The sequence below is a fragment of the Amycolatopsis sp. lyj-112 genome (assembly GCF_046549055.1).
GTDB lineage: Bacteria > Actinomycetota > Actinomycetes > Mycobacteriales > Pseudonocardiaceae > Amycolatopsis.
In genome coordinates, this window is the sequence record NZ_JAJPWS010000002.1 from 273,911 (window position 1) to 295,519 (window position 21,609).

The following is a 21,609-nucleotide window of genomic DNA, read 5'->3' on the forward strand; positions in this document are numbered from 1 at the left end:
CCAGTTGCTGTTCGATGGTCACGACGCGATCTTGATTCTCTCGGTCGCGAGTTCGTCGAGAAACGATGACGCCCAACGGTCGATGTCGTGGTCGAGTACGTGGTCTCGCAACCGCCACATCCGGCTCCGCGCGTCAGCTGCCGGCATGGTCACGGCTTCCATGATCGCGTTTTTGAGCTCTTCCACGTGGTAGGGATTGACCAGGAGCGCGTCCGTGAGTTCCCCTGCCGCACCGGCGAATTCGCTCAGCACCAACGCGCCGGTCAGGTCGTGGCGGCCCGCGACGTATTCCTTGCACACCAGGTTCATGCCGTCCCGCAGCGGGGTCACCACCGCCACGTCCGCGGCGCGATAGAACGCCGCCAGCTCGCGCTGGTCGATCGAGGAGTGCAGGTAATGCACGGCCGGATGCCCCACCGCACCGAATTCGCCGTTGAGCCTCCCCACCTCGCGCTCCACCTCACGTCGCATCCGGCGATAGTGCTCGACCCGCTCGCGGCTGGGTGTGGCGATCTGCACCATGACAGCGTCGCGCGCGTTGAGACGACCTTCGCGGAGCAACTCTCCCAGTGCGTTGAGACGAGCGTCGATTCCCTTGGTGTAGTCAAGACGGTCCACCCCCAACAGGACCTTCCGAGGATTTCCCAGCGTGGCCCGGATCTGCTCGGCGCGGTCCTGCACCGCTGGATCCCTGGCCAGCGAGTCCCACGCGTCCACATCGACGGAAATCGGGAACGAGCCGACCGACACCGACCGGCCGCCGACGTCGATCACTCCCCCAGCGGGCCCGCGCCGATCTGCCTCGGTGCCTGCGCCGCACCTATCAAGATCTTGCTGAGCCAAAGGAAGTTCTGGGCTCCGCCCGGTCGCTGGAAACCGATCAGGTCGGCGCCCAGCAGACCGTGCATGATCTCGGTCCGCCAAGGCAGCCGCATGAACAGCTCGACGGGAGGAAACGGTATGTGCAGAAAGAATCCGATCCGGACGTCGGGGCGCAGGGCCCGTAGCATCGCCGGAACGAGCTGCAGTTGATAGTCGTGGATCCACACGGTGGCACCAGGTGCGCTGACCTTCGCGGCGGCCTCGGCGAAGCACTGGTTGACCTCCACGTAGCTGTCCCACCAAGTGCGGTGATACGCGGGCGGCATCACGACATCGTGGTACAACGGCCACAACGTGGAGTTGGAGAACCCCTCGTAATACGAGGAGACGGCGTGTTCGTCGAGCGGCACGGGCGCCAGCCGGATCCCGCCATCGGACACCGGCGGCGATACGGTGCCCGCGACGCCCGGCCAGCCGACCCAGGCACCGTGCCGCTTACGCAGCAACGGTTCCAGCGTGTTGACCAGGCCTCCGGGACTGCGTCGCCAGACCTCGGCCCCGGTACCAGTGCGGTGCACGCTCGCTGGCAGGCGATTGGCGACGACCACGAATTCCGAACGATCGGTCATGAACCTCTCCTGGTGAGAGCGACCAAGAACCAGCCCGGCAGGCGGGGGACGCCGTTGTCCCCCTCCCACGGCTTACGCCCGGAAGTCCACAATGGTCTTCAGATCGGTGGTGCTGCGGTAGTTCTCGAAAATCGACACCAACCGGTCGTAGTCGTCGAACCTGCAGACCGAGGACAACAGGCGCGAGCCGTCGACGACACCGCTCATGAGAATCTGCATCGCCGAGTAGATGACGTTGGCGCTGTGGTGCATCGGAAAACTGGACACATCGAACGGTGCGGACATGATGTTGATGCCCTTGGCGAGCATCAACCACGTGTCGAACTTCTGCATCTCCTGAGACGCGCCGTACAGCACATAGCGCCCCCGCGGCTTGAGCTTGCGCATCGCCATCCGGCGCGGATCGTGTTCTTCGTCGACGTTCTTGATGGTGGGCAGCGTGTCGAAAACGTAGTCGAAGGTGCCCTCGTTGATCGTGGCGTTCAATTCGTCCGGAAGATACGCCTGGTCGGAGAAGTTCTGCTCGGCGAACTCGTTCCGGTTCGGGTTCAGATCGACCGAGACCACCGAATTGGGAGCAAAAAGCCTCTTCATGATGCGCCCGGCGATGACCCCGATGGGTCCGGTCCCGAGGACCAGGATCTTGTCCCCGATATGGGGCGGGTTGCTGAGGATGGAACGTAACGCACCCGTGGTGGGCTCGATGAACGAGCACTCCAGGTCACTCATCTCGCTCGGGATCTTCACCGCCGCGGCCCGGCGGTCGTCGAGGAAGTTCCGGTCGGTCCAGAAGACATCGCGCTTGACCTGCCCGGAGAAGATCGGCCGGACCGAGCGATACTCGGCGAGGCCCTCGAAGTCGGTCTGTCCCCAGTAGACGACCCGGTCCCCGACCTCCAGGCCCACGCTGTCGTGGTCGAAGTTCGAGCCGATCTCGACGACCTCCCCGAGGTATTCGTGACCGAGAACAACCGGGTACTGCGGCGGGAACAGGTGCCCCTCGAACACCGAAATGTCCGTCGAGCAGATCGAGACGCACCGCGTCTTCAGGAGCAGACCATCCTCGGGGGTGGCCGGCACGGGCACCGTCGCCAGTTCCGTCTTCCTCGGCGCGGTCAGGTGAAACGCCTTCATGGTGGCCGGAAGTGGAATTTCCGAACGGTTCTTCGTCTTGGACACAGATGTGGTCATCATTGATCCCCTCAGAAAAGTACAAGTGAACAGCCTGAACGCGTACGTCTTCCCCAAGACGTACGTCAGCGACGCATGAGCAGTTTTCCGGTCAGCAGATACTGGCCCACCATCTCGAAATGCGAATGCGACAGCGTGATGTGCTTGACCGCCGAGCGCACGTCCCGAAGGCACCGCTCGAGCCTGCTGGTCGTGTACAACGAACCCGTGCCCGCGAACTGATGGGCGGCGTCGACCACCTGACACGCGTTTTCGGCGACCGTCGCCACCGTCAACCGGATCAGCGACGTCAGCTCGTCGCCGCCGTCCGCACCATGCTCGGTCGCCTGTTCGGCCGCGTGCGCCAGGAGAATGCGGCTGCTGTGCACCGACATCTCCATACGTGCCAGCCTGTCCTGGACCACATGGCTTCCGGCGAGGGTGCTCGACCCGCCCGTCGGCGTCTTGCGCAGCGCGACGTCCTTGAACGTGCGCAACGCGTCTTGGGCGATTCCCAACGCGGTGGACGAAGAAGTGAAGGGACCGAAATCGTAGTAACTGATCCCATAAGCACGGGAGTGACGCGGCAGCGGTGCCGCGTGCATGGCCACACCGTCGACGGTGTGGTCGTCGCCGACGAAAACGTCATCGACCGTGTAGCTGACACTACCGGTCGCCCGCAATCCGAGCGTATGCCAGTCATCGACGAACGTGACGCTCGACCGCGGAAGGAACAACATCCGGATCGCCGGTCCGGATTCCCCTTGACGCGGCTGACCATCGTCGGTGACACGGGCCGCACACACCAGCCAGTCGGCGTGCGCCGAACCACTGGCGAAAGACCACTTCCCGCTGAGCCGGAAACCGCCCTCGACGGCCTCGGCGACCCCGGACGGATTGACCCCTCCGACAACCAGTTTATCGCTGTCCGCAAAGAGTTCCCGAGACGTCTCGTCCGGAAGGTAGTCGGAGAGCCGGCCGATCGCACCTTGGACACCGACCTGCCACGCCACCGACGCGTCGAGACGCGCCAGTGCCTGAATCACGGCCGAACCGGTCGCGATACCGACCTGTCCGCCACCGAATTCCCGAGAGACCCACATCCTATGGAGGCCGACTTCGCGCACGGCGTTCAAAGTATCGACCGACGTCACGCGCTGATCTTCGTTGTCATTTCTGAATTGCTCGATAACAGGCGCGATCTTCTCGACCTTCGCCAACCATTCCTGGCTTTCGGCAGTAGTCGGCACTCGATCGAGCAGACGCGGCACAGCTTCAACCATTGAAAATTCCCCCACTCCCCAGTGAAGCCACGCCCCAACGAGGCTTCGATAGTCTTAGGTTCCACGAACTATCGAAGCAATGATTACGCGGGCACCGCCACGCGAGCAAGTGCCCTGCGAACATCCGGGAGTGATCTAACGCACAGGGAAGATCGATTAGACCGAACGGCGGCACGGAATCCGCCCTACGGCGCAACATTCCCGGTCGGAGGGGCGGCTTTTCGGGCATCCGAGCCTCTTCAGCTCGTCCAACCCGACCGAGGTCAGCCAGTGGTCGTCGTCGCCAAGCCGGCCGACGGAACCGGCACCTCATAGGACGGCCGGAATCCTTGGAGGATAACTACTCAGGGGTAGCCAAGTGCCGACCTCGTCTAGGACCAGCGTCCTGCGTTCGATGCGGCAGGCCCGAACAGGCTCTGCACGAGATCAACCATTTGCGGGGAGACACCGCAGGATGATCTGCATTACGCTCGCGACATCCGGCCACGTATGTCCACGGCCGGATTGGACTGGGGCGGGTGGACCGGGGGTTCTTCTTGCACACAACGGATTCCCTTCACGCAGACCCCATTGAAACAGCAGGAGGTGAGCAATGCGCGGCGACCGTGAGACCTGAATGCAGCAAGTCCCTCAATTAAGCTCTGCCATGTCCAGCTCTGCTGTGGAGGCGAATAGCATGACCAGATACTTGCTTGGTGACCGTGAAACCTTCCTTCTGGGCTACCGCGAGTCCTAGACCCGCGACACGTCGGCGTTCCTGGCCCGCGACCAGGAACGCCGATGCTCAAGGCGCATTCGCTGGTTCGAAGGAGTGAAAAATGACCGACGACGTCCCACACCCGTTGGAGGCGCCGCCGAACGAACGGCAGTGGGTGCGGGTCGCGGCCGAGCTGGCGGAGAAGTTCGCCCAACGCGCGGCCGAACACGACGCGAGCGCGAAGGTTCCGCTGCAGAATCTGACCGAGCTGCACGGCAGTGGACTCGATGCCGCTCTGCTCCCCCGTGAGGCCGGCGGCGAAGGCCTGGGATACCGGGCGTTCGGTGAGATCGTCCGTCTGCTCAGCGGGGCGTGTCCCTCGACCGCGTGCATCTGGGTCATGCACATCGGCGCGTCGGTCGGCCTGGTGAACCTGTCTCGGCCGGAGGCCTCCCGGTTCTACGCGGATCAGCTGATCGCGGGCGCCAGGTTCGCGAACGCCCTGTCCGAACCCAGCGGTGGCAACCGGTTCCTCGTACCGATGCAGCACGCCGAACCCGCCGCCGACGGCGGACACGTCCTGACCGGGGCCAAGCGCTTCGCCTCCGGTGCCACGATCGCGGATCACTTCCTGGTCAACGCACTGGTGGACGACGTCCCCACCTTCTTCGGAGTCGCCAAGGACGACACGATCGGGTTCGTCGGAAACTGGGATGCGATGGGCCTTCGCGCCAGCGACAGTCAACTGCTCGAATTCACCCGAACGCCACTGTGCGCCGAGCGACGTTGCCCGCCCTCCGTGGGAGACCGGCCGAATCATATCGCCGCGGGCATCTCGAGCCTCAGCCTCGGCGTCGCCCAGGCTCTGCTGCGGGAAGTGATGGCCTACGCCGCTGGACGCCGGATCCCACCGGGGGAAACGGTCTTGGCCGACCAGGACTGGCTGCAACGCGAGGTGGCCGACGTCCACACCCGCCTCGAAGCCGCCACGATGTACGCACGGCATATGGAATGGCTCGCCGACCAATGCTCACCTGAGTTCCTCGCCGCCACCGTGCGGGCGAAGCTGCTGACCAACGCCATCGCCGAGGATGCGGCGCGACTGGCTCTGCACGCCGGCGGCGGACACGCCTACCTGCGGGGAACCACGATCGAACGCCTGTTCCGGGACGCCCAGGCCGGTCATTTGATGGCCTACTCCGCCGAGGTCTGCCAAGGCATTCTCGGCACCGGACTGATGACCGCCGCGAAGGACCGCCACGGTGACTGACCGCCCGCGAATGCTGTTCAACGCCTTCTCCATGGCGGCGGTGTCGCACCACGCCCAAGGGCTGTGGGCGGAACCGGACAGCCGCCAGCTGGAATACACCGATCCGCAGATGTGGATCGATCTCGCACGGCTACTCGAGCGCGGACGGTTCGACGCCCTGTTCAACGCCGACGTGATCGCTCCTTACGAGCGATATCAGGGATCACGCGACGCCACGGTCCACGAGGGGATGCAATTCCCCACGCTCGACTTCTCCACGCTGATCCCCTTGCTGGCCTACCACACCGAGCACCTGGGCTTCGCCTATACCCAGAACATTCTGCAAGAGCCGCCGTACGCCTTCGCACGACGAATGTCCACATTGGATCATCTGTCCGGCGGGCGCGTCGCCTGGAACGTGGTGAACTCGTTCCTGCCCGGCGCCGGCCGGAATCTTGGCTACGGCGGCCTTCCCGACCATGACGAGCTCTACGAACGAGCCCAGGACTATCTGCGGGCCGCGTGCAAACTGTGGGAGTGGAGCTGGGACGACGACGCCGTCGTGAAGAACCGGGTCACGCGCCAGTTCGCCGACCCCGCGAAAGTTCACGAGATCAAGCACCGCGGCCCCTACTACGCAGTGGACGGGCCGCATCTGTGCGAGCCCTCGCCGCAGCGGACGCCGCTGCTGTTCCAGGCGGGACAGTCCGCGGTGGGCCAGAAATTTGCCGGACGACACGCCGAAGCGGTCTTCATCGGTTCGCAGGATCCGGGAAACGCGGCGTCGCTGGTCGCCGGCTTCCGTGATGCGGCGCGTACGGCAGGACGAGATCCCGGCTCGATCAAGGTTTTCGTGCCACGCACTTACGTCGTCGGGAGTACCGAGGCTGAGGCCCGCCGCCGAGACACCGAACTCTTGGAACGACAGACGATCGAGGGCAACCTCGCCCGGATGTCGGTGTTCCTCGATCGCGATTTCGCCGAAGACGACCCGGCGACGCCCATCGGCGAGCTCCGGCGGCGGCCGAACCTGCCCAAGGAATTGCGGGCTCTGCTCGATGCCGGAGACCGGGACGACCAGACGCTGGGAGAGCTGATCCTGAGGATCGGCAACCGGAGGTTCCCCGGCACCCCGGAGCAGATCGCGGCCGACGTCGCGGCATGGCAGGAAGCGGGAGTCGACGGTATCAACCTGCAGTACGTCGTCCTGCCGACCAGTTTCACCCAGTTCGTCGACCACGTCTGCCCGGTGCTGCAGCAACACGGGCTCATGCAACGCGAGTACACCGACGGCACATTGCGGGACAAATTCTTCGGAGCCGGCCCGCGGCTACCGGATGATCACCCTGCTCGACGCTGTGACGGGTAACGGCTCCAATGAATTCCGAAGGCTCCGGTGAGCACCATTCCGACGCCGCCCGTGATCGCCACTGCCGTGATGGGCGAGAACCCTTGCGCGAGAGCCCCAGCCGCGAGCGCACCGATGCCCTGGCTTGCCCGCAGGACGGTACTGATCAGGCCGCCGGTTGTTCCGGCGATGGAGTCGTCGACGCGCTGAGTCGCCTCGCCGATCGCGGGAATGATGTAAGCGCCGCCGATCCCGGAGATCACCAGCAGGATCGCCAGCACCGCGGGATGGGCCGGCAGGATCGCGACAGTGGCCAATGGCGCCATACTCAGCACGGCCAAAGGAACGATCAGCCGGGTTGCTTTGCCGTCCGATTGCCGCTCGAGCCAGGCAGCGGTCAGCGCGACGCCGACGGCGTCAGCCGCCAACAGCGGCCCGACCACCCATTCCGGTGCACCGATGTCGGCGACCAGAGGCACCATGACCGCGTCGGGAGCTGCGGTGAGCCCGATGAGCGCCAACAACAGGAACATCCGGCGCAGCCGGGGGTCAGCGCGCAACTGCCGTCGCAGTTCGGCCATCGGCCGATGGCGTAGTTCGCCGCCCTGACGCATCGGCGCCGGACGAGCGCGCAATCCGGTCTGAGTCAGGATCGCGGCCAGCAGGAACGTGACCGCGTCGACCGCGAGCGCCGCACCGGAACCGATGGCCAGCACGACGGCGGCCGCACCCCCGAGGCCAGCGATCTGACCGAGTTCCCGTACCAGCGTCAGGCGGGCTCGCCCCGCTTTGGTCAGATCGTTGCCGTCCGGGCGGCCAGCCAGTAGCACACGCACGGTCGCGCCCTGAGCTCCCTTGTACGGGACCTGGAAAGCGGCCACCAAGATCACACCCGCCACGACGCCCCCCAGCGGAAGCCAGGGAATCGCGATCACCGAGACGCACAACATCTGCAGCAGCAGGCAGGTCACCATCAGCGGCTTGCGCGCGAACCGGTCGGCCAGTCCTGCCAGTGGTGGCCCTGCCACCAGTGGCGCCAGGAACGTCGCCGCGTACGCCGCGCCGGTCCATGCCGCCGAACCCGTCCGGTCGAACACCGACATCGCGACCGCGACCTTCGCCAACTGGTCGCCGACGACGCTGATGGCTTCACCGAGCCACAGCGCCTGGAACTCTCCCCCGCGCGGAAGCCTGACGCGCTCGGCTCCCCTTGCCCCCGCCATCGCGGCTACCTCGCGAACTTCCGAAGGAAGTGGCTCGTTTCGTCGTCCGTGGAATAGACGCAGACTCCTTGCATGCCTCGCGTCATGAGCACCTTGTACGTGTTCCGGACCAACCGATCGAACCTCTCGTGCTCAGCTCGTTTCACAGAACGATCCCAAGAGAAGTCGCGACGCCCGACCCACTTTCCGTCCCGGATGACCAGATCGTCACCGAAGATGACGCCCGCCCAGTCGTACTCGAAGCCCTGGGCGGTGTATATACAGCCGATCTGCCCGAAACCCTCCGGCTCCGAAGCCCACAAGGAGGCCGACGGAACGCCAGGGACCTCGAACCCCTGCTTGGTGTTCCAAGGACGCCGCCATCCGTCGATCTGGACGTCCTCGGCCAACCGCAGTCCCCCATCGACCTCGACGGGGTCGCTCCAGTCCCAGCAGAAGCCGGCCGCCATCCTCGCCGTGCCCGAGAAGGTCTTGGCCTGCCGGAGAAGCCAGGTCTCCAGTTCGTGTGGCGATCCAGCCGAATCGACCACGTACTCGTCCTCGCTGCCCGCGACCAACTCCGACCACGCCACCGGTGGCCGAGAACCGAGGCCCAGCAGGCGGACTACCCATTCGTCGAAGTTCGCCGAGCCGCCGCACCGGTACTGGCCGTCGAGACTGATCTCGATTACATCGCATCCCTTGATGTCGGCGATGGCGAGAATGTCGCTCTTGGTCCCGATCTCCCCCGGACGCACCACCTGGTGTTCGTCCAACAGGAAGAGCGGCACCTTGGCGACATCGATGAGCTCGTCGATCTGGCTCCGCACTTTCCCGTGCAGCCGGGGCGGCATTCCCCGGACACGGTGGGCCTCGTCGCAGATCAGGACGTCCAGGGCGTCCGCCGGTGCGGAACCGAACTCGTTGAAGTACTTGAAGATCTCGCCGTACCGGTCCTCGTCGCCAGTCACCTTTTCGCGCAAGGTTTCAGTGAAGGCTCGCGAACCTGTCGCATGAAGCGCCTTTCGCTTCTGCCGCGCAAAGGCGGCGAGGAGCGTCACCGCGATGGCACTCTTGCCAGAGCCCGGACCGCCACTGACGACGACGACCTTCTTCCGTCTGTTCCCACCGCCGGACTCGGCGTCGGCGACCGCGTCGAGCACGGTCTTGTAAGCAACCTGCTGTTCATCGAGCAGAACGAAGTCGTCCCGGGCGACGAAAGCGTCCGCCGCTGTCTTGAGCAGATTGCGAGCCGGCGCCGGCGGCGCGGAGATCAGCTCGTAGGCGGCCGCAACCGCGGCCTCCGCCGAACCGGGATCCGAATCGAGAACCGACCAGAGATCAGCGATCAGATCTCCCTGCAGATCAGCTGTGTAGAGCTGGCCGAAATCATCGAACTCGAACTCGTCGAGTGTCCAAGTCGAACTTCGAAGGGCGTTGTGCATATACGCGATTCCCTTGACCTGTCCGGGAATCCGCGCGAAGGCAGGAATGAAATCAAGCAGTTGACGACAGTATCGCCTGACCTGTTCGGCCGGGTGCAAGTACGGTTGCCGCCGCTTCCCGCCGGGGACGCTCACCAAGCTCGAGCCGACCGTCTTCGCATCGCTCCATTGCTTGAGCTCGACGAGCACGTAAGAAGGTCTCTTGGTGTCCGGATGAACGCCGCAGATGATGGCATCCACCCGCTTCGGACTGTACGGAAGCCGGTATTCGAGCAGAACCTGCACATGTCCGAGGCCGGCGGCGCACAACGTGTCAGCGAGAGCCGGAAGGCTACGCCTCCACGAACCGATTTCACCACGCTGTTCGGACGCCTTGTAAGTAACTCCTGTATGTCTGGCGAGCTCCAAGAGAATGCGTTCGTGCTGAAGTTCTCTTCGCAGGTCATCCGCGGTCATACTGACCGGCAAGCCACCCTCCCCAGGGCCGATCCCGTCACTTGACCTTCCACACTCTTGCGTGAAGGCAAGTGTCACTCTAGCGGGTTATGATCGACAGCTGGGAAGCATTTGAGCGACCCTTGCCCAGGGGAGGGACGAGTGGCTCTTGCACGAGGCAGTGCGGCCGATCTCTTGATCGAAGCCCGCGCTGGACACTTGCACAGCCGATTGAAGGAGCAGGCCGGATTCGTACTCGGCGGCAGGGTGGGGACCAGCGAGGTGATCTCCTGGCAAAGAAGCCTGCCGATTCTGTTGACGGATCTCGTGGACGCCGGGCTCGGTGATGTCGAAGTCCTCCTCGAGCATCGGCTGCCGCACAGCAAGCAACGGATCGATGTCGTGCTGTGCGGTGTTCATCCTCGTACTGGACAGAGCTCGTTCGCCTTCGTCGAACTCAAGCAGTGGTCGAAGGCGGAGTCCTACCTGTCCGAGGTGATCAATATTCCCGGGCTCCCAGGACGGCACCTGCATCCTGCAGAGCAGGTTCACGGATATCGCCAATACTTCGTGGACCACACACCCGGACTCGCGGATCGGCCGCAGGCGGTGCACGGCATGGCGTACCTGCACAACGCGCGTCGTGCGGACGTGGCCGGCCTCATTCAAGACAACCCCCGTCCCACCAGCCGGTTGTTCACCATGGACGACAAGGCGGCGATGGGCGAGCACCTCAACGCAGTCCTCGACGCCGCGGCCAGCAGACGCTCCAACGTGGAAGTCGGCGACGAGTTCGGTGGCTTCGCGCATCGTCCGACGAAACCTCTGCTGACCCTGGCTGCGGCCGAGATCAAGGATCGCGAACAATTCGTTCTCCTGGACGAACAAAAGGTCGCGTACGAACTGGTACTGCAGGCGGTTGAGCGGTCCCGGGCGGCCCAGACGCGCACAGTGGTGATCGTCGAAGGTGGCCCCGGATCCGGCAAAAGCGTGATCGCGCTGAGCCTGCTCGGCGAACTCGCTCGCCGAGGTCTCGGCGTGCACCACGCGACCGGCTCGCGGTCCTTCACCATGACCATGCGCAAATACGCGGGCCGCGGCAGCACTCGGGTGCAAGGATTGTTCAAGTACTTCAACACCTATGTGGGCTGTGAGCCTCGTGAGCTGGACGCCCTGATCTGCGACGAAGCACATCGCATCAGAGAGAAGGGCACCGATAGGTACACGAAGAAGGAGAAGCGAGACCGGGCTGATCGCCAGGTCAACGAGCTCGTCAACGTGGCGACCGTTCCGGTCTTCCTCCTCGACGAGCATCAGGTCGTGCGACCTGGGGAAATGGGCTCACTCAGGGAGATCAGCACCGCTGCCGAGGCACTCGGCTGTCAAGTCGAAATCGTCCGGCTGCACGACCAACTGCGTTGTGGCGGTTCTGTCTCCTATGACACTTGGGTCGCACGGCTTCTCGGCCTAGGTACCAGCGAGCCGCCGATTCCGTGGAGCAAGCTCGCAGGTCAGCTCGACGAAGGCATTACCTTGAGCAGCGCGGCGTCACCTGAGGCCCTCGAATCCTGGGTCTTGCGACAGCGATCGCAGCACGGCGGGGTCGGACGGCTGACCGCGGGGTTCTGCTGGCCGTGGAGTGATCCCGTCAAGACTCCGGATGGCCGTCGGCTGGTGGAAGATGTCCAAATCGGCGGGTGGAAGCGCCCCTGGAACGCGAAGGGCGACGGCAACAAATCGGTCCCAGGCATCCCCGAGTCCAGCTACTGGGCGACGGACGAGCGCGGCTTCGACCAGGTGGGCTGCATCTACACCGCACAGGGTTTCGAGTACGACTGGTCAGGCGTGATCTTCGGTAAGGATCTCGTCCGCCGTGACGGCATGTGGAATCCGGTGCGCGAGAACTCCAAAGACTCCGAAGTCAGGAAAGCGGACGAGCTACATTTCGGCGCGCTGATCAAGAACACTTACAAAGTACTGCTCACTCGTGGAATGCGCGGGACCGCCATCTTCTCCGAGGACCCTGAAACCCAGGAATTCCTCGAAGAGATGACGAGTTAGCCCGAGGCCGTCACCTCTACTCGGCCTCGTGGAAGTCGTCGAGGCGGCGGGCTTCTTCGGAGGATTCCGTTGCCGCGAGCCAGTGCGGGTAGGTGACGTAGACCAGCTCTGTGTCCTCATCGGCCACATAGACGACCTCGGTACCGGCCTGCAGGTAGATCACCTCACCGGCCCGCGCCGACACCGGGCCGGAAGGCCCCTCAACCGTGAAAGCCCCGGAAGTGATGATCAGCGCCTCGTCGTAGGTCATCTTCCACGGGTTCTTCTCCCCCTTGCCGTAGCGAGCGAAGCCGACCGACATCGCCGCGCCACTGTCCTGCGCGAGGACGTCGGCAAGGAAGATCTGCTGGTCCAGCCGCTGAAACCAGGTCGAGACGTCCTTGCTCGTAAAGCTCTCCACAGTCATGCCGCGTCTCCTTAAGTGGAAGTTCCTCCACTTAGTTAACTGGAGAAGTTTCCACTTGTCCACCGACTAGGCTGCGAACGTGCTTCCGATGGCAGGGTCCGAACCGGTCGAGCGGGCCGACGCGGCTCGCAACCGGCAGAAGATCGTCCGCGCCGCGGCCAAGCTCGTCGCGGCGAAAGGGGTCAGGGGGCTCGCGCTGGACGAGGTCGCGGCGGAGGCGGGCGTCGGCATCGGCACCGTGTACCGGCGCTTTCCCGACAAGGGCGCGTTGGCGCAGGCACTCCTGGACGAGAACGAGCGTGAGTTCCAGGCGACGTTCATCAGCGGCCCGCCACCGCTCGGGCCGGGGGCGCCGTCCGAGACGAGACTCAAGGCGTTCATGGACGCGTACGTCGACAGGCTCGAAACGCACGGCGAACTGCTGATGGTCGCCGAGACCGAGACGCCGATGGCACGGTTCGTCACGGGCGCCTACCGGCTGCACCACAGTCACCTGGTCTCGCTGATCAGCGAGATCGAGCCGGACGTCGACGCGCACTTCCGGGCGGACGCCCTCCTGGCACCGCTGGCGGCAGCACAGTACGTCTACCAGCGGGAAAACGGCATGACAGCGGACCAGGTCAAAAAGGGGCTAGGAGATCTCTACCGGCCCCACGCGTAGAACGCCGTCGTCCAGAGGCACGCATCGCTTCCCACCGCGGCCCCGCAAAGCGCGAAAAGTGCCGGGCTCGTAGACGACGTCCATCCAGGCGCAGGGATTCGCGGGCCGGTGGATCTCGAAGCGCACGGGGCCATCGCCGGAATCCAGCGAGAGAACGTCGTGGCGCGCCAAAGAGTCCACGTCGAAGCCTTCGAGCACGATGTTCCGCCGCGCCGGCAACGGATCGCCCGGCACGGAAGCCGAGAACAGGGTCACCGCGGCCTCGCGATGCGCGGGATGGTTGAAGTACCGATCCCCGACCAGCCCCAGCCCCGCACGCACCACGACGTGGTCGCGCGAGACCGGCGAAGGGTCGGGTCGAGGGCCGTCACTGGGACGGCCCTCGAACGCGTGCACGCTCGAAACGTGCAGCGCGACGATCAGCGCTCGCCCAGCTGCCATTCCGGCCGCACGTAGTGGCAGGTGTAGCCGTTCGGGATGCGCTCCAGGTAGTCCTGGTGCTCCGGCTCGGCTTCCCAGAAGTCGCCGGCCTGGGTCACTTCGGTGACGACCTTGCCCGGCCACTTGCCGGAGGCGTCGACGGCGGCGATCGTCGCTTCCGCGACCTGCTTCTGCGTGTCGTCGGTGTAGAAGATCGCCGAGCGGTAGCTGGCACCGAGGTCGTTGCCCTGCCGGTCGCGCGTCGTCGGGTCGTGGATCTGGAAGAAGAACTCCAGGACCTGCCGGTAGGACAGCTGAGCCGGGTCGAAGTTGATCTCGATCGCTTCGGCGTGCGAGCCGTGGTTGCGGTAGGTCGCGTTCGGGACGTCGCCACCGCTGTAGCCGACCCTGGTGGATTCGACTCCGGGGTGCCGGCGGAACAGGTCCTGCATGCCCCAGAAGCAGCCGCCCGCGAGAACAGCCTTTTCCGTCACAGTTGATCTCCTCTGCTCGGGGTGAACACCCAGTAGAACGCGTGAGACCGTCCCTGTCATCCCGGTCCCGATGTGACGGAACCCTTACGTCCGCGGCGCGTCACACGGTAGGTGAAGACCCTGCTCGCAGTGCTGGCCCTTCTCCTGACCGCCTGCTCGACCCCCAGGGTCGACGACACCCCGCCGCCCGAAGAGGCCTTCCGGTTCGGCGGCATCAGCCTTCCCGCCGGCGGCAAGGTCCTCAAGACGGACTACCAGCGGGGCATCGACGTGATGTACCGCGTCGACGTCAGCATCCCGGCGAAGGACGTCCAGCAGCTGCTCAAGGCGTCGAACTTCGCTCCCGGCGTCACTGAGGACAGCCAGCTCGTCGACGGTCACCGCGTCTTTCGCAAGGTCATCGTCGACCCGGGTGACCCCGCCACGGTTCACCTCAGTCTTTTCACCACGTGAGTACGCAGCGTGAAAAAGATGGGCCATTCGGACTCGGCTGGGTGACCCCCTAACGTGTAGCTCCACGCACCACCGCCGGAGGCCGCATGGATCCCATCCGTGTACCGCCCGAAATGTTCCGTTTCACCGACGGCAGCAAATCCGGGCTTCACGTGGCGATCCTGCACGCCTTCGGGGAGGCGAACGAGCGGCTGGAGACGGCTCTCGGCATCGACGACGTCCGCGCCAGGCTCCGGTCCGTCGGCTGGCTGGAGACGCTGGACGACGACGAGCTCGTCAAGACGCTGGACCAGCTGCGGAGCTTCGACCTTCTCGACGTCGTCCAGAGCCATGCCGGCGACTACCGGACGGCGTCGGAGTACGAGCGCCGGAACCTCCAGTACTCGCTGACCAGGCAAGGGGAAGCGGCCTTCGCGGGCGTGGTGCACGCGATGGAGGTGCTGGCCTCCACCGGAGCGCTTCAGACGGCGGCGCTCGACGCGCTCGGGGACCGGCTGGGCGAGCTCGTCCGGCAGCTGGACGAGGGCACCGATCGGCGCGTGTTCAGCACGTTGGCCGAAATCGAAAGCCACGTCGAGGCGTTCCGGGACAACACGAAACGCTTCAACGGCGAACTCCAGCGCCTCCTGCGCGCCGACGGCGAAGGTGCTGATCTGGCGACGTTTCACGAGGTCAAGGCCTCGACGGTCGCGTATCTGCAGGAGTTCCTGACCGATCTGGAGCACCACACGCACACCATCGCCACCCGCATCAAGGAGATCGAGGTCCACGGCGTCGCGCAGCTGCACCGGCGCGCGCTCAACGGCGCCGCCCTGCCGCGGCTCACCGGCACCGATCCGGCGCCGCGCTGGCTGGAGCTGCGCAAAGCACGCTGGGACGGGCTCCGCACGTGGTTCCTGCCCGAAGACGGCACGGAACCGCGGGTCGAGGAGCTGCACCAGGTCGCGCGGCGGGCGATCCTCACACTTCTGCAGGTCCTGGACCGGATCACCGAGTCTCGGCGGCGCGCGAGCAGCGCGGTCGCGGATTTCCGTGAGCTGGCGCGGTGGTTCACCGTCGTCCCGGCCCAGGAAGACCTGCATCGCCTGTGGTCGACGATGTTCGGGCTGAGTTCCGCGCGGCACGCGCACCTCGCCCACGCCGACCCGGAAGTGGTCAGCACGACGGCGTCGTGGCTCGACGCGCCGGCCGTCGAGGTCTCGCAGCTGCTGCGATCCGCCGGCCGCACCGAGCGGTTCACCAGGACCGGGAGGGTCCGCGACGTCGCCGCGATCCGCGCCGCACGAGTCCGGCAGGCGATCGCCGAGCGGGCCGAACTCGAAGCGGCGTGGAACATGCTCGACACCGGCGGTGTGGTGCGGCTTTCGGCCTTCGAGAAGCTGGACCACACGGTTTTCGAACGCCTTCTGGACCTGCTGGGCCAGGCGCTGGGCAGCCGTCCCGGCGAAGACGGCACCCGGCGGAGCACGACGTCCGACGGCCAGATCGAGATCGTCCTGCGTCAGGCGAAGAACGGCGCGGTCGCGCGGCTCACCACCACGAGCGGCGTTTTCCGGGGTCCCGACTACGAAATCGAGATCAGCACGGCCGGAGGCGGCGCGTGAGTCTCACGAACCAGCTGGTCATCGCCGAACGCGAGGAGGTCGCGCGCGGCATCCGCGCGCTGCTGGCCACCCCGCTGATCGGTGAACGCGGCTCGCCCGAGACCTTCGACCTCATCCGGCGCCGCCGCGAACCCATCCGGCAGTGGTTCGACTACTACTGCGGCTGGACGCTGACCGTCGAGCCCCGGCTCGGCTACGCCCGGCTGGTCAAGGTCCGCGCCGCCGCCGACCCCAGCCGCCCGGCGCGACGGCTGCGGTCCGGCCGGGCCGCGTTCGACCGACGGCGCTACGTCCTGCTGTGCGTGGTCGCGGCCGAACTGCTCACGGTGCCGGTGACCACCATCGGCCTGCTCGCCGACCGCGTCGGCCGGGCGAGTGCCGCCGACGATCTCGTGACCACGTTCGACGTCAGCGTCCGCGCCGAGCGCATCGCGTTCGTGGACGTCCTGCGGCTGCTCGAATCCTTCGGCGTCCTCGATGCCGCCGACGGCGACCCGGAGTCCTTTGTGGACTCCGCCACGGCGAAGGTGCTGTTCCGGGTCGACGCGACGTTGCTGCTGCGGATGCTCGCGGCCCCCGTGGGTCCGTCGCAGCTGGCCGTTCCGGCCGACGACGTCGCGCTGCGGTTCGAGGAACTGCTGGAGGCGGTGTCGCACGAACAGCGCTACGGCCTGTCTTCGGGCCGCCACGAGGACACGCCGAGCGCGTCCGACGTCCAGCGGAACCTGTGGCTCCGGCATTCGGTCTTCCGCCGTCTCGTCGACGATCCCGTGCTGTACTTCGGCGATCTCACCGCCGAGGAACGCGCCTATCTCAGTTCGCCGACCGGACGCCAGTTGCTGCGCCGTTCCGCCGAACAGGGCGGGTTCGTCCTGGAGGAACGCGCGGAGGGCGTGCTGCTCGTCGACGTCGACGGGCTGGCCACCGACGAGAAGTTCCCGGACGACGGGAGCAACGCCAAGGTCGCCGCGCTCCTGCTGCTGGACGTGCTGGACGAGCCGCGGACGGTCGAATACCTGCAGAAGGCCACCGCGAAACTGCTCAAACGGTTCCCGCGCTGGGCCAAGACCTACCGGGGCAAGGACGGCGTCCGACGGCTGACCGTGGACGCGCTCGCGGTGCTGACCGGCTTCGGCCTGGTCCGCGTCGACGCAGAGATCGTCCAGCCGCTTCCGGCGGCGGCGAGGTACACCGACCGCGAGAACGCGCAAGACGAGGAGGCGTCGTGACCACGACGAGGTGGATCCCGACCCGCGCGGGCATCCTCAACATCTGGCGCTACTACGACGAGATCTTCGAGTTCCACGACGGGCGCCTGTTGCTGCGCGGCCCCAACGGAAGCGGGAAGTCGAAGGCGCTGGAACTGCTGCTGCCGTTCCTGTTCGACGCGAGCCTGCGCGCCAACCGGCTGTCGACCTTCGGCACCAGCGAACGCAGCATGCACTGGAACCTGATGGGCGAAGGCGCTTCCGGTGCCACGCGCGTCGGTTATGTCTGGCTCGAATTCCGCATGGCCGAGGACAAGTGGTTCACCTGCGGCGCGCGGCTGCAGGCGAGCACGCACACCAGCACGGTCCACGCCGACTTCTTCACCACCGGGCTCCGGGTGGGCGACGGCCTGCCGCTGGTCAACGACGCCGGCCAGCCGCTGACCAGGAACGCGCTGGAGGAATACCTCGGCGAGCGCGGTGTCGTGCACGCCGGCGCGGCCGAGTACCGCACCGAGATCCGCACGAAACTGTTCCCCACCTTGAGCGAGCAGCGGTACGACGCGCTGATCACCGCGCTTCTCCAGCTGCGTATGCCCAAACTGTCGCAGCGGCTCGACCCCAGCCTGCTGTCCAACCTGCTGTCGCGTGCGCTCCCTCCGTTGGGGCAACAGGAAATCGCCGAGCTCGCCGAAGGTTTCGAGCGGCTCGACGCGCAGCGCGAACGGCTGGGCTCACTGGAAACCGAGGTCGACGCCACCCGCGCGCTCGCGGCGCGGCAGAAGACCTATGCCCAGCGCGTGCTGCGCGCGGGCGCCGCGAACGTCATCGCGGCCGCCAGTGAGCTCGACGAACTCGCCGAGGTGGCCCGCCGTTCGGCCGAGGAATACGACGAGGTCGCCGCCAGCAAGGAAACCGCGGAAGCGCGGGCGGCGAAACTCGAAAAGGACCTCGAAGAAGGCGAAGCCCGCGTCTCCGGGCTGACCGAAAGCGCGGCGTACCAAAAGGGTCAGGAACTCGACAAGCTGCGTCAGCAGACTCTCGCCGCCAAGGAGCAGGCAGAGACGCTGCGTGCGGACGCCGACCGGCTTCGTGCCGAAGCGGACGCCGACGAGGAGCGTTCGCAGGCGGCCCAACAGATCCACAAGCGACAGGCGGACCTCGTCCGCGCGCAGGAGGCCGAGGTCCGCAACGCGGCGACCCGGGCGAACCTGACCGGGGTGCACGACGAACTCGTCGCGGGGCTGGGCGAACCGGCCCGGCTCCGGCCGTTGCTGCAGGCCGCCGTCCGCGGCAAGCGCGAGCAGATCGAAGCCGTCAGCCGTGCCCTCGACACTCACGAGCGGGCCGTGGACCGGCGCCACCAGACCGAAACGGATCTGGACCAGGCCCAGTCCGATTTCTCGGCGGCACAAGAGAAACTCGATCTCACCACGGCGACCCGCGAACTCGCGCTGAGCGAACTGCGCACCCGGCTTGCCGAATGGGCGATCGGCTGCCGTGAGCTGGACTTCCCCGAACCGGAAGCGCTGCTGCGGAACGTCGAAGCCGAGGTCACGCTGCTGGGCGCGATCGACTCGGCCGCCGAGACCGTGCTGGAAGAGATCATCCGGCAGGAGGCGGCGACCGGTTCTTCCCTGACGACCGCACGCACCGAGCACGACCAGCTCATCGTCGAGGTCGGGCTGCTCGAAGTGCAGGACGACCTTCCGCCCGAGGTGCCGCGTACCCGCACCGCGGACCGGGCCGAGATGAGCGGCGCGCCGCTGTGGCGGCTGGTCGATTTCGCCGGCTCGGTAGGCGAAAGCACGCACGCCGGGATCGAAGCCGCGCTCGAAGGCGCGGGTCTGCTGGACGCCTGGGTGAACTCCCACGGCGTCGTCGACGGCCACGACGTCCTGGCGGAAACCGGGACGCTGCCGGCGGTTTCCGGTCGTTCCCTCGCAGATGTCCTGGTGCCCGAACCGGACGCGGAACTCGCCCCGGCGAAGATCCGGCGGGTCCTGGAAGTGATCGCCTTCGACGACAAGCTGCCTTCGGGACCGGCCGCGATCGGCGCGGACGGCAGCTGGCGGATGGGCAGCCTGACCGGAAGCTGGACGAAGGAAAGCCCGGGCTACATCGGTTCCTCGGCGCGTCTGCGCGCGCGGAAGGCCTGGATCGCCGAACTGCGGACCAAGATTTCCGGCCGTGCCGAGACGATCACCAAGCTGGAAGGCGAGCTGGCCGCGTTGCGCGGCAGGCGCGAGCTGATCAAGATCGAACGCGCCGCCCGCCCCGATCACGAAGATCTCCTTGCCGCGTCACAGGAACTGACCAGGACCGAGGCCGATCTGACCGCCGCGGCCGCCGTCGTCCGGCAGCGGGAGACGACGGTTTCCGCGCTGGAGAACGAGGCCAGGAACGCCCTGCACGAGCTGACCAGCCGGGCTTCGGAAAGCGGTCTGCCGACCGAACGCACTCCGCTGACCGCGCTCGCCACGGCCATCCGCACCTACTCCGACCAGGGCGAGAACTGGTTGCACGAGCACGGAATCCTGGTGGCGGCGAGCCAGCGGGCCGAAATGCTGGCCGATCAGGGAAAGCGTTCGGAGGACAACGCGGCCCGCCGCGAGGAGGAGGCATCCGAGGCGGGGACGCGGCACACCAAGCTCACCGCGATGCTCGGCGCGATCGAAGGCACCATCGGCACCGGCCAGCGCGAAGTGCTCGCCGAAATCGACGGCCTGCGCACGAAACTCCGCGGACTCGGCGACGAACTACGGGCCGCGAACTCCGACGCCAAGGACCTCGCCGTCCGGCTGGGCGCGCTCGGCGTCCAGCGCACGACCGACGCCCACGCCCGCGAGGACGCGTCGGCCAAACGGGACGCCGCCGCGCACCGGTTCCGGAAGCTCGCCACCGGCGTCTTCCCCGCGGACGGCGGGATCGACGACCTGGCGAAGTTCCAGGCCACCCTCTCCGCCACCGAGGGAGTGCAGGCCGCGCTCGACGCGGCCCGGCTCGTGGCCGCGGCGTGGCCGTCCGTGCCGCACGCGTCGAGCAACCTCGGCGAGGCGCTGCACCGGCTGTCCGAGGCCGTGCATACCTGCCGCACCACGCTCAGCTCGCGCGCCGAACTCGATCTGGAGACCGACGAGGACGTCCAGATCTTCACCGCCGTCGTCGACGGGCTGCGGGTCGGCGCGGCGGAACTGCTGAAGATCCTTTACGCGGAAGCGGAACAGAGCAGGCACGAGATCACCGACCGCGAAAGCGAGCTGTTCGACAAGACGCTGACCGGTGACACCCGCCGTCACCTCGCGTCCCGGATCCGGCAGGCCAACGACCTCGTCGACGGGATGAACGCGCGCCTGGAGCGGGTACGGACAGCGTCCAAGGTCGCCGTCCGGCTGGTCTGGCAGGTCTCCCCGGATCTGCCGCCCGGCACCAAGACCGCGCGCGATCTGCTGCTGAAGGATCCGGATCAGCTCACCGCCGAAGATCGCGTTTCGCTGCACCGGTTCTTCCGCGAGCGCGTCGAGCAGGCCAAGGCGGACGACACCGCGACCAGCTGGGAACAGCAGCTCGCGCAGGTCTTCGACTACACGTCCTGGCACCGGTTCGTGGTCAAGGTCGACCGGGCCAACGGCGCCGGCTGGCAGCTGCTGACCAAGAAACTGCACGGCGCGCTCTCCGGCGGGGAGAAGGCGATCGCCCTGCACCTGCCGCTGTTCGCCGCCGTCGCCGCGCACTATCAGGCCGTGCCGGAAGCTCCACGGGTGATCCTTCTCGACGAGGTGTTCGTCGGCGTCGACACCACCAACCGGGGCCAGGTGTTCGCCCTGCTGGCCGCACTCGACCTCGACCTGATCCTCACGTCGGATCACGAGTGGTGCACCTACGCCGAACTCAGCGGCGTCGGCATCCATCAGCTCATCACCGGTGGTGACGGCGACGACGCGGTGACCACGGCTCGGTTCACTTGGAACGGACACGACCTCTTGCCCGCGCGCGACTAGGGCGTCGTGAGTGATTCGGGT

Annotated in this window: 15 protein-coding genes and 1 pseudogene; 8 read left to right on the forward strand and 8 right to left on the reverse strand. The window is 66.3% G+C overall.

The features are described from left to right. Positions 1-18: 18 nt before the first annotated feature. The 3 genes and pseudogenes from ACLJRL_RS08080 to ACLJRL_RS08090 form a co-directional block, all read right to left on the reverse strand. Positions 19-1,451: pseudogene (locus tag ACLJRL_RS08080) on the reverse strand (trehalose-6-phosphate synthase). Between the two features lie 72 nt (positions 1,452-1,523). Continuing rightward, positions 1,524-2,642: a zinc-dependent alcohol dehydrogenase gene (locus ACLJRL_RS08085; RefSeq protein WP_410655443.1), complete on the reverse strand. Its 1,119-nt coding sequence runs from the start codon at positions 2,640-2,642 to the stop codon at positions 1,524-1,526. Positions 2,643-2,707: 65 nt separating this feature from the next. Then, positions 2,708-3,904: an acyl-CoA dehydrogenase family protein gene (locus tag ACLJRL_RS08090; RefSeq protein WP_410655444.1), complete on the reverse strand. Its 1,197-nt coding sequence runs from the start codon at positions 3,902-3,904 to the stop codon at positions 2,708-2,710. An 818-nt stretch (positions 3,905-4,722) separates the two neighbouring features. Here ACLJRL_RS08090 and ACLJRL_RS08095 point away from each other — a divergent pair. Further along, positions 4,723-5,871, forward strand: a complete 1,149-nt coding sequence (locus ACLJRL_RS08095) for an acyl-CoA dehydrogenase family protein (RefSeq protein ID WP_410655445.1) — start codon at positions 4,723-4,725, stop codon at positions 5,869-5,871. Beyond that, positions 5,864-7,219 carry an NtaA/DmoA family FMN-dependent monooxygenase gene (locus ACLJRL_RS08100; RefSeq protein ID WP_410655446.1) on the forward strand — a complete coding sequence of 452 codons (1,356 nt, stop codon included), beginning with the start codon at positions 5,864-5,866 and terminating at the stop codon, positions 7,217-7,219. The genes ACLJRL_RS08095 and ACLJRL_RS08100 overlap by 8 nt, the downstream gene beginning before the upstream one ends. Here ACLJRL_RS08100 and ACLJRL_RS08105 read toward each other — a convergent pair. Both ACLJRL_RS08105 and ACLJRL_RS08110 read right to left on the reverse strand, forming a co-directional pair. Beyond that, on the reverse strand, positions 7,192-8,421 hold the full coding sequence (locus ACLJRL_RS08105) for an MFS transporter (protein ID WP_410655447.1): 1,230 nt from the start codon (positions 8,419-8,421) through the stop codon (positions 7,192-7,194). The genes ACLJRL_RS08100 and ACLJRL_RS08105 overlap by 28 nt on opposite strands. A 5-nt stretch (positions 8,422-8,426) precedes the next feature. Then, the gene (locus tag ACLJRL_RS08110) at positions 8,427-10,301 is read right to left on the reverse strand and encodes a DNA/RNA helicase domain-containing protein (protein ID WP_410655448.1); all 1,875 of its coding nucleotides are present in this window, start codon (positions 10,299-10,301) and stop codon (positions 8,427-8,429) included. Between the two features lie 141 nt (positions 10,302-10,442). Here ACLJRL_RS08110 and ACLJRL_RS08115 point away from each other — a divergent pair, with 141 nt between their 5' ends. Next, positions 10,443-12,341, forward strand: coding sequence for a DNA/RNA helicase domain-containing protein (locus tag ACLJRL_RS08115; protein ID WP_410655449.1), 1,899 nt, complete (start codon positions 10,443-10,445; stop codon positions 12,339-12,341). A 16-nt stretch (positions 12,342-12,357) separates the two neighbouring features. Here ACLJRL_RS08115 and ACLJRL_RS08120 read toward each other — a convergent pair whose 3' ends face one another. After that, positions 12,358-12,747 carry a cupin gene (locus ACLJRL_RS08120; RefSeq protein WP_410655450.1) on the reverse strand — a complete coding sequence of 130 codons (390 nt, stop codon included), beginning with the start codon at positions 12,745-12,747 and terminating at the stop codon, positions 12,358-12,360. Positions 12,748-12,826: 79 nt separating this feature from the next. On the opposite strand from ACLJRL_RS08120, the gene ACLJRL_RS08125 reads away from it, so the two are divergent. Then, positions 12,827-13,408: a TetR/AcrR family transcriptional regulator gene (locus tag ACLJRL_RS08125; protein WP_410655451.1), complete on the forward strand. Its 582-nt coding sequence runs from the start codon at positions 12,827-12,829 to the stop codon at positions 13,406-13,408. Here the strand turns inward: ACLJRL_RS08125 and ACLJRL_RS08130 are convergent. After that, positions 13,379-13,849 carry a molybdenum cofactor biosysynthesis protein gene (locus tag ACLJRL_RS08130; protein ID WP_410655452.1) on the reverse strand — a complete coding sequence of 157 codons (471 nt, stop codon included), beginning with the start codon at positions 13,847-13,849 and terminating at the stop codon, positions 13,379-13,381. The genes ACLJRL_RS08125 and ACLJRL_RS08130 overlap by 30 nt on opposite strands. Beyond that, on the reverse strand, positions 13,828-14,322 hold the full coding sequence (gene msrA, locus ACLJRL_RS08135) for a peptide-methionine (S)-S-oxide reductase MsrA (protein ID WP_410655453.1): 495 nt from the start codon (positions 14,320-14,322) through the stop codon (positions 13,828-13,830). Before msrA ends, ACLJRL_RS08130 begins: the two co-directional genes overlap by 22 nt. Positions 14,323-14,451: 129 nt before the next feature. On the opposite strand from msrA, the gene ACLJRL_RS08140 reads away from it, so the two are divergent. The 4 genes from ACLJRL_RS08140 to ACLJRL_RS08155 all read left to right on the forward strand — a co-directional run bounded on the left by ACLJRL_RS08140 (position 14,452) and on the right by ACLJRL_RS08155 (position 21,588). Continuing rightward, positions 14,452-14,775 carry a hypothetical protein gene (locus tag ACLJRL_RS08140; protein WP_410655454.1) on the forward strand — a complete coding sequence of 108 codons (324 nt, stop codon included), beginning with the start codon at positions 14,452-14,454 and terminating at the stop codon, positions 14,773-14,775. Positions 14,776-14,861: 86 nt separating this feature from the next. Beyond that, entirely contained in the window at positions 14,862-16,379 is a 1,518-nt protein-coding gene (locus ACLJRL_RS08145; protein WP_410655455.1) for a TIGR02677 family protein, read from the forward strand. Then, positions 16,376-17,608: a TIGR02678 family protein gene (locus ACLJRL_RS08150; protein WP_410655456.1), complete on the forward strand. Its 1,233-nt coding sequence runs from the start codon at positions 16,376-16,378 to the stop codon at positions 17,606-17,608. The genes ACLJRL_RS08145 and ACLJRL_RS08150 overlap by 4 nt, the downstream gene beginning before the upstream one ends. Continuing rightward, positions 17,605-21,588 carry a TIGR02680 family protein gene (locus tag ACLJRL_RS08155; protein WP_410655457.1) on the forward strand — a complete coding sequence of 1,328 codons (3,984 nt, stop codon included), beginning with the start codon at positions 17,605-17,607 and terminating at the stop codon, positions 21,586-21,588. The genes ACLJRL_RS08150 and ACLJRL_RS08155 overlap by 4 nt, the downstream gene beginning before the upstream one ends. Positions 21,589-21,609: the final 21 nt, after the last annotated feature.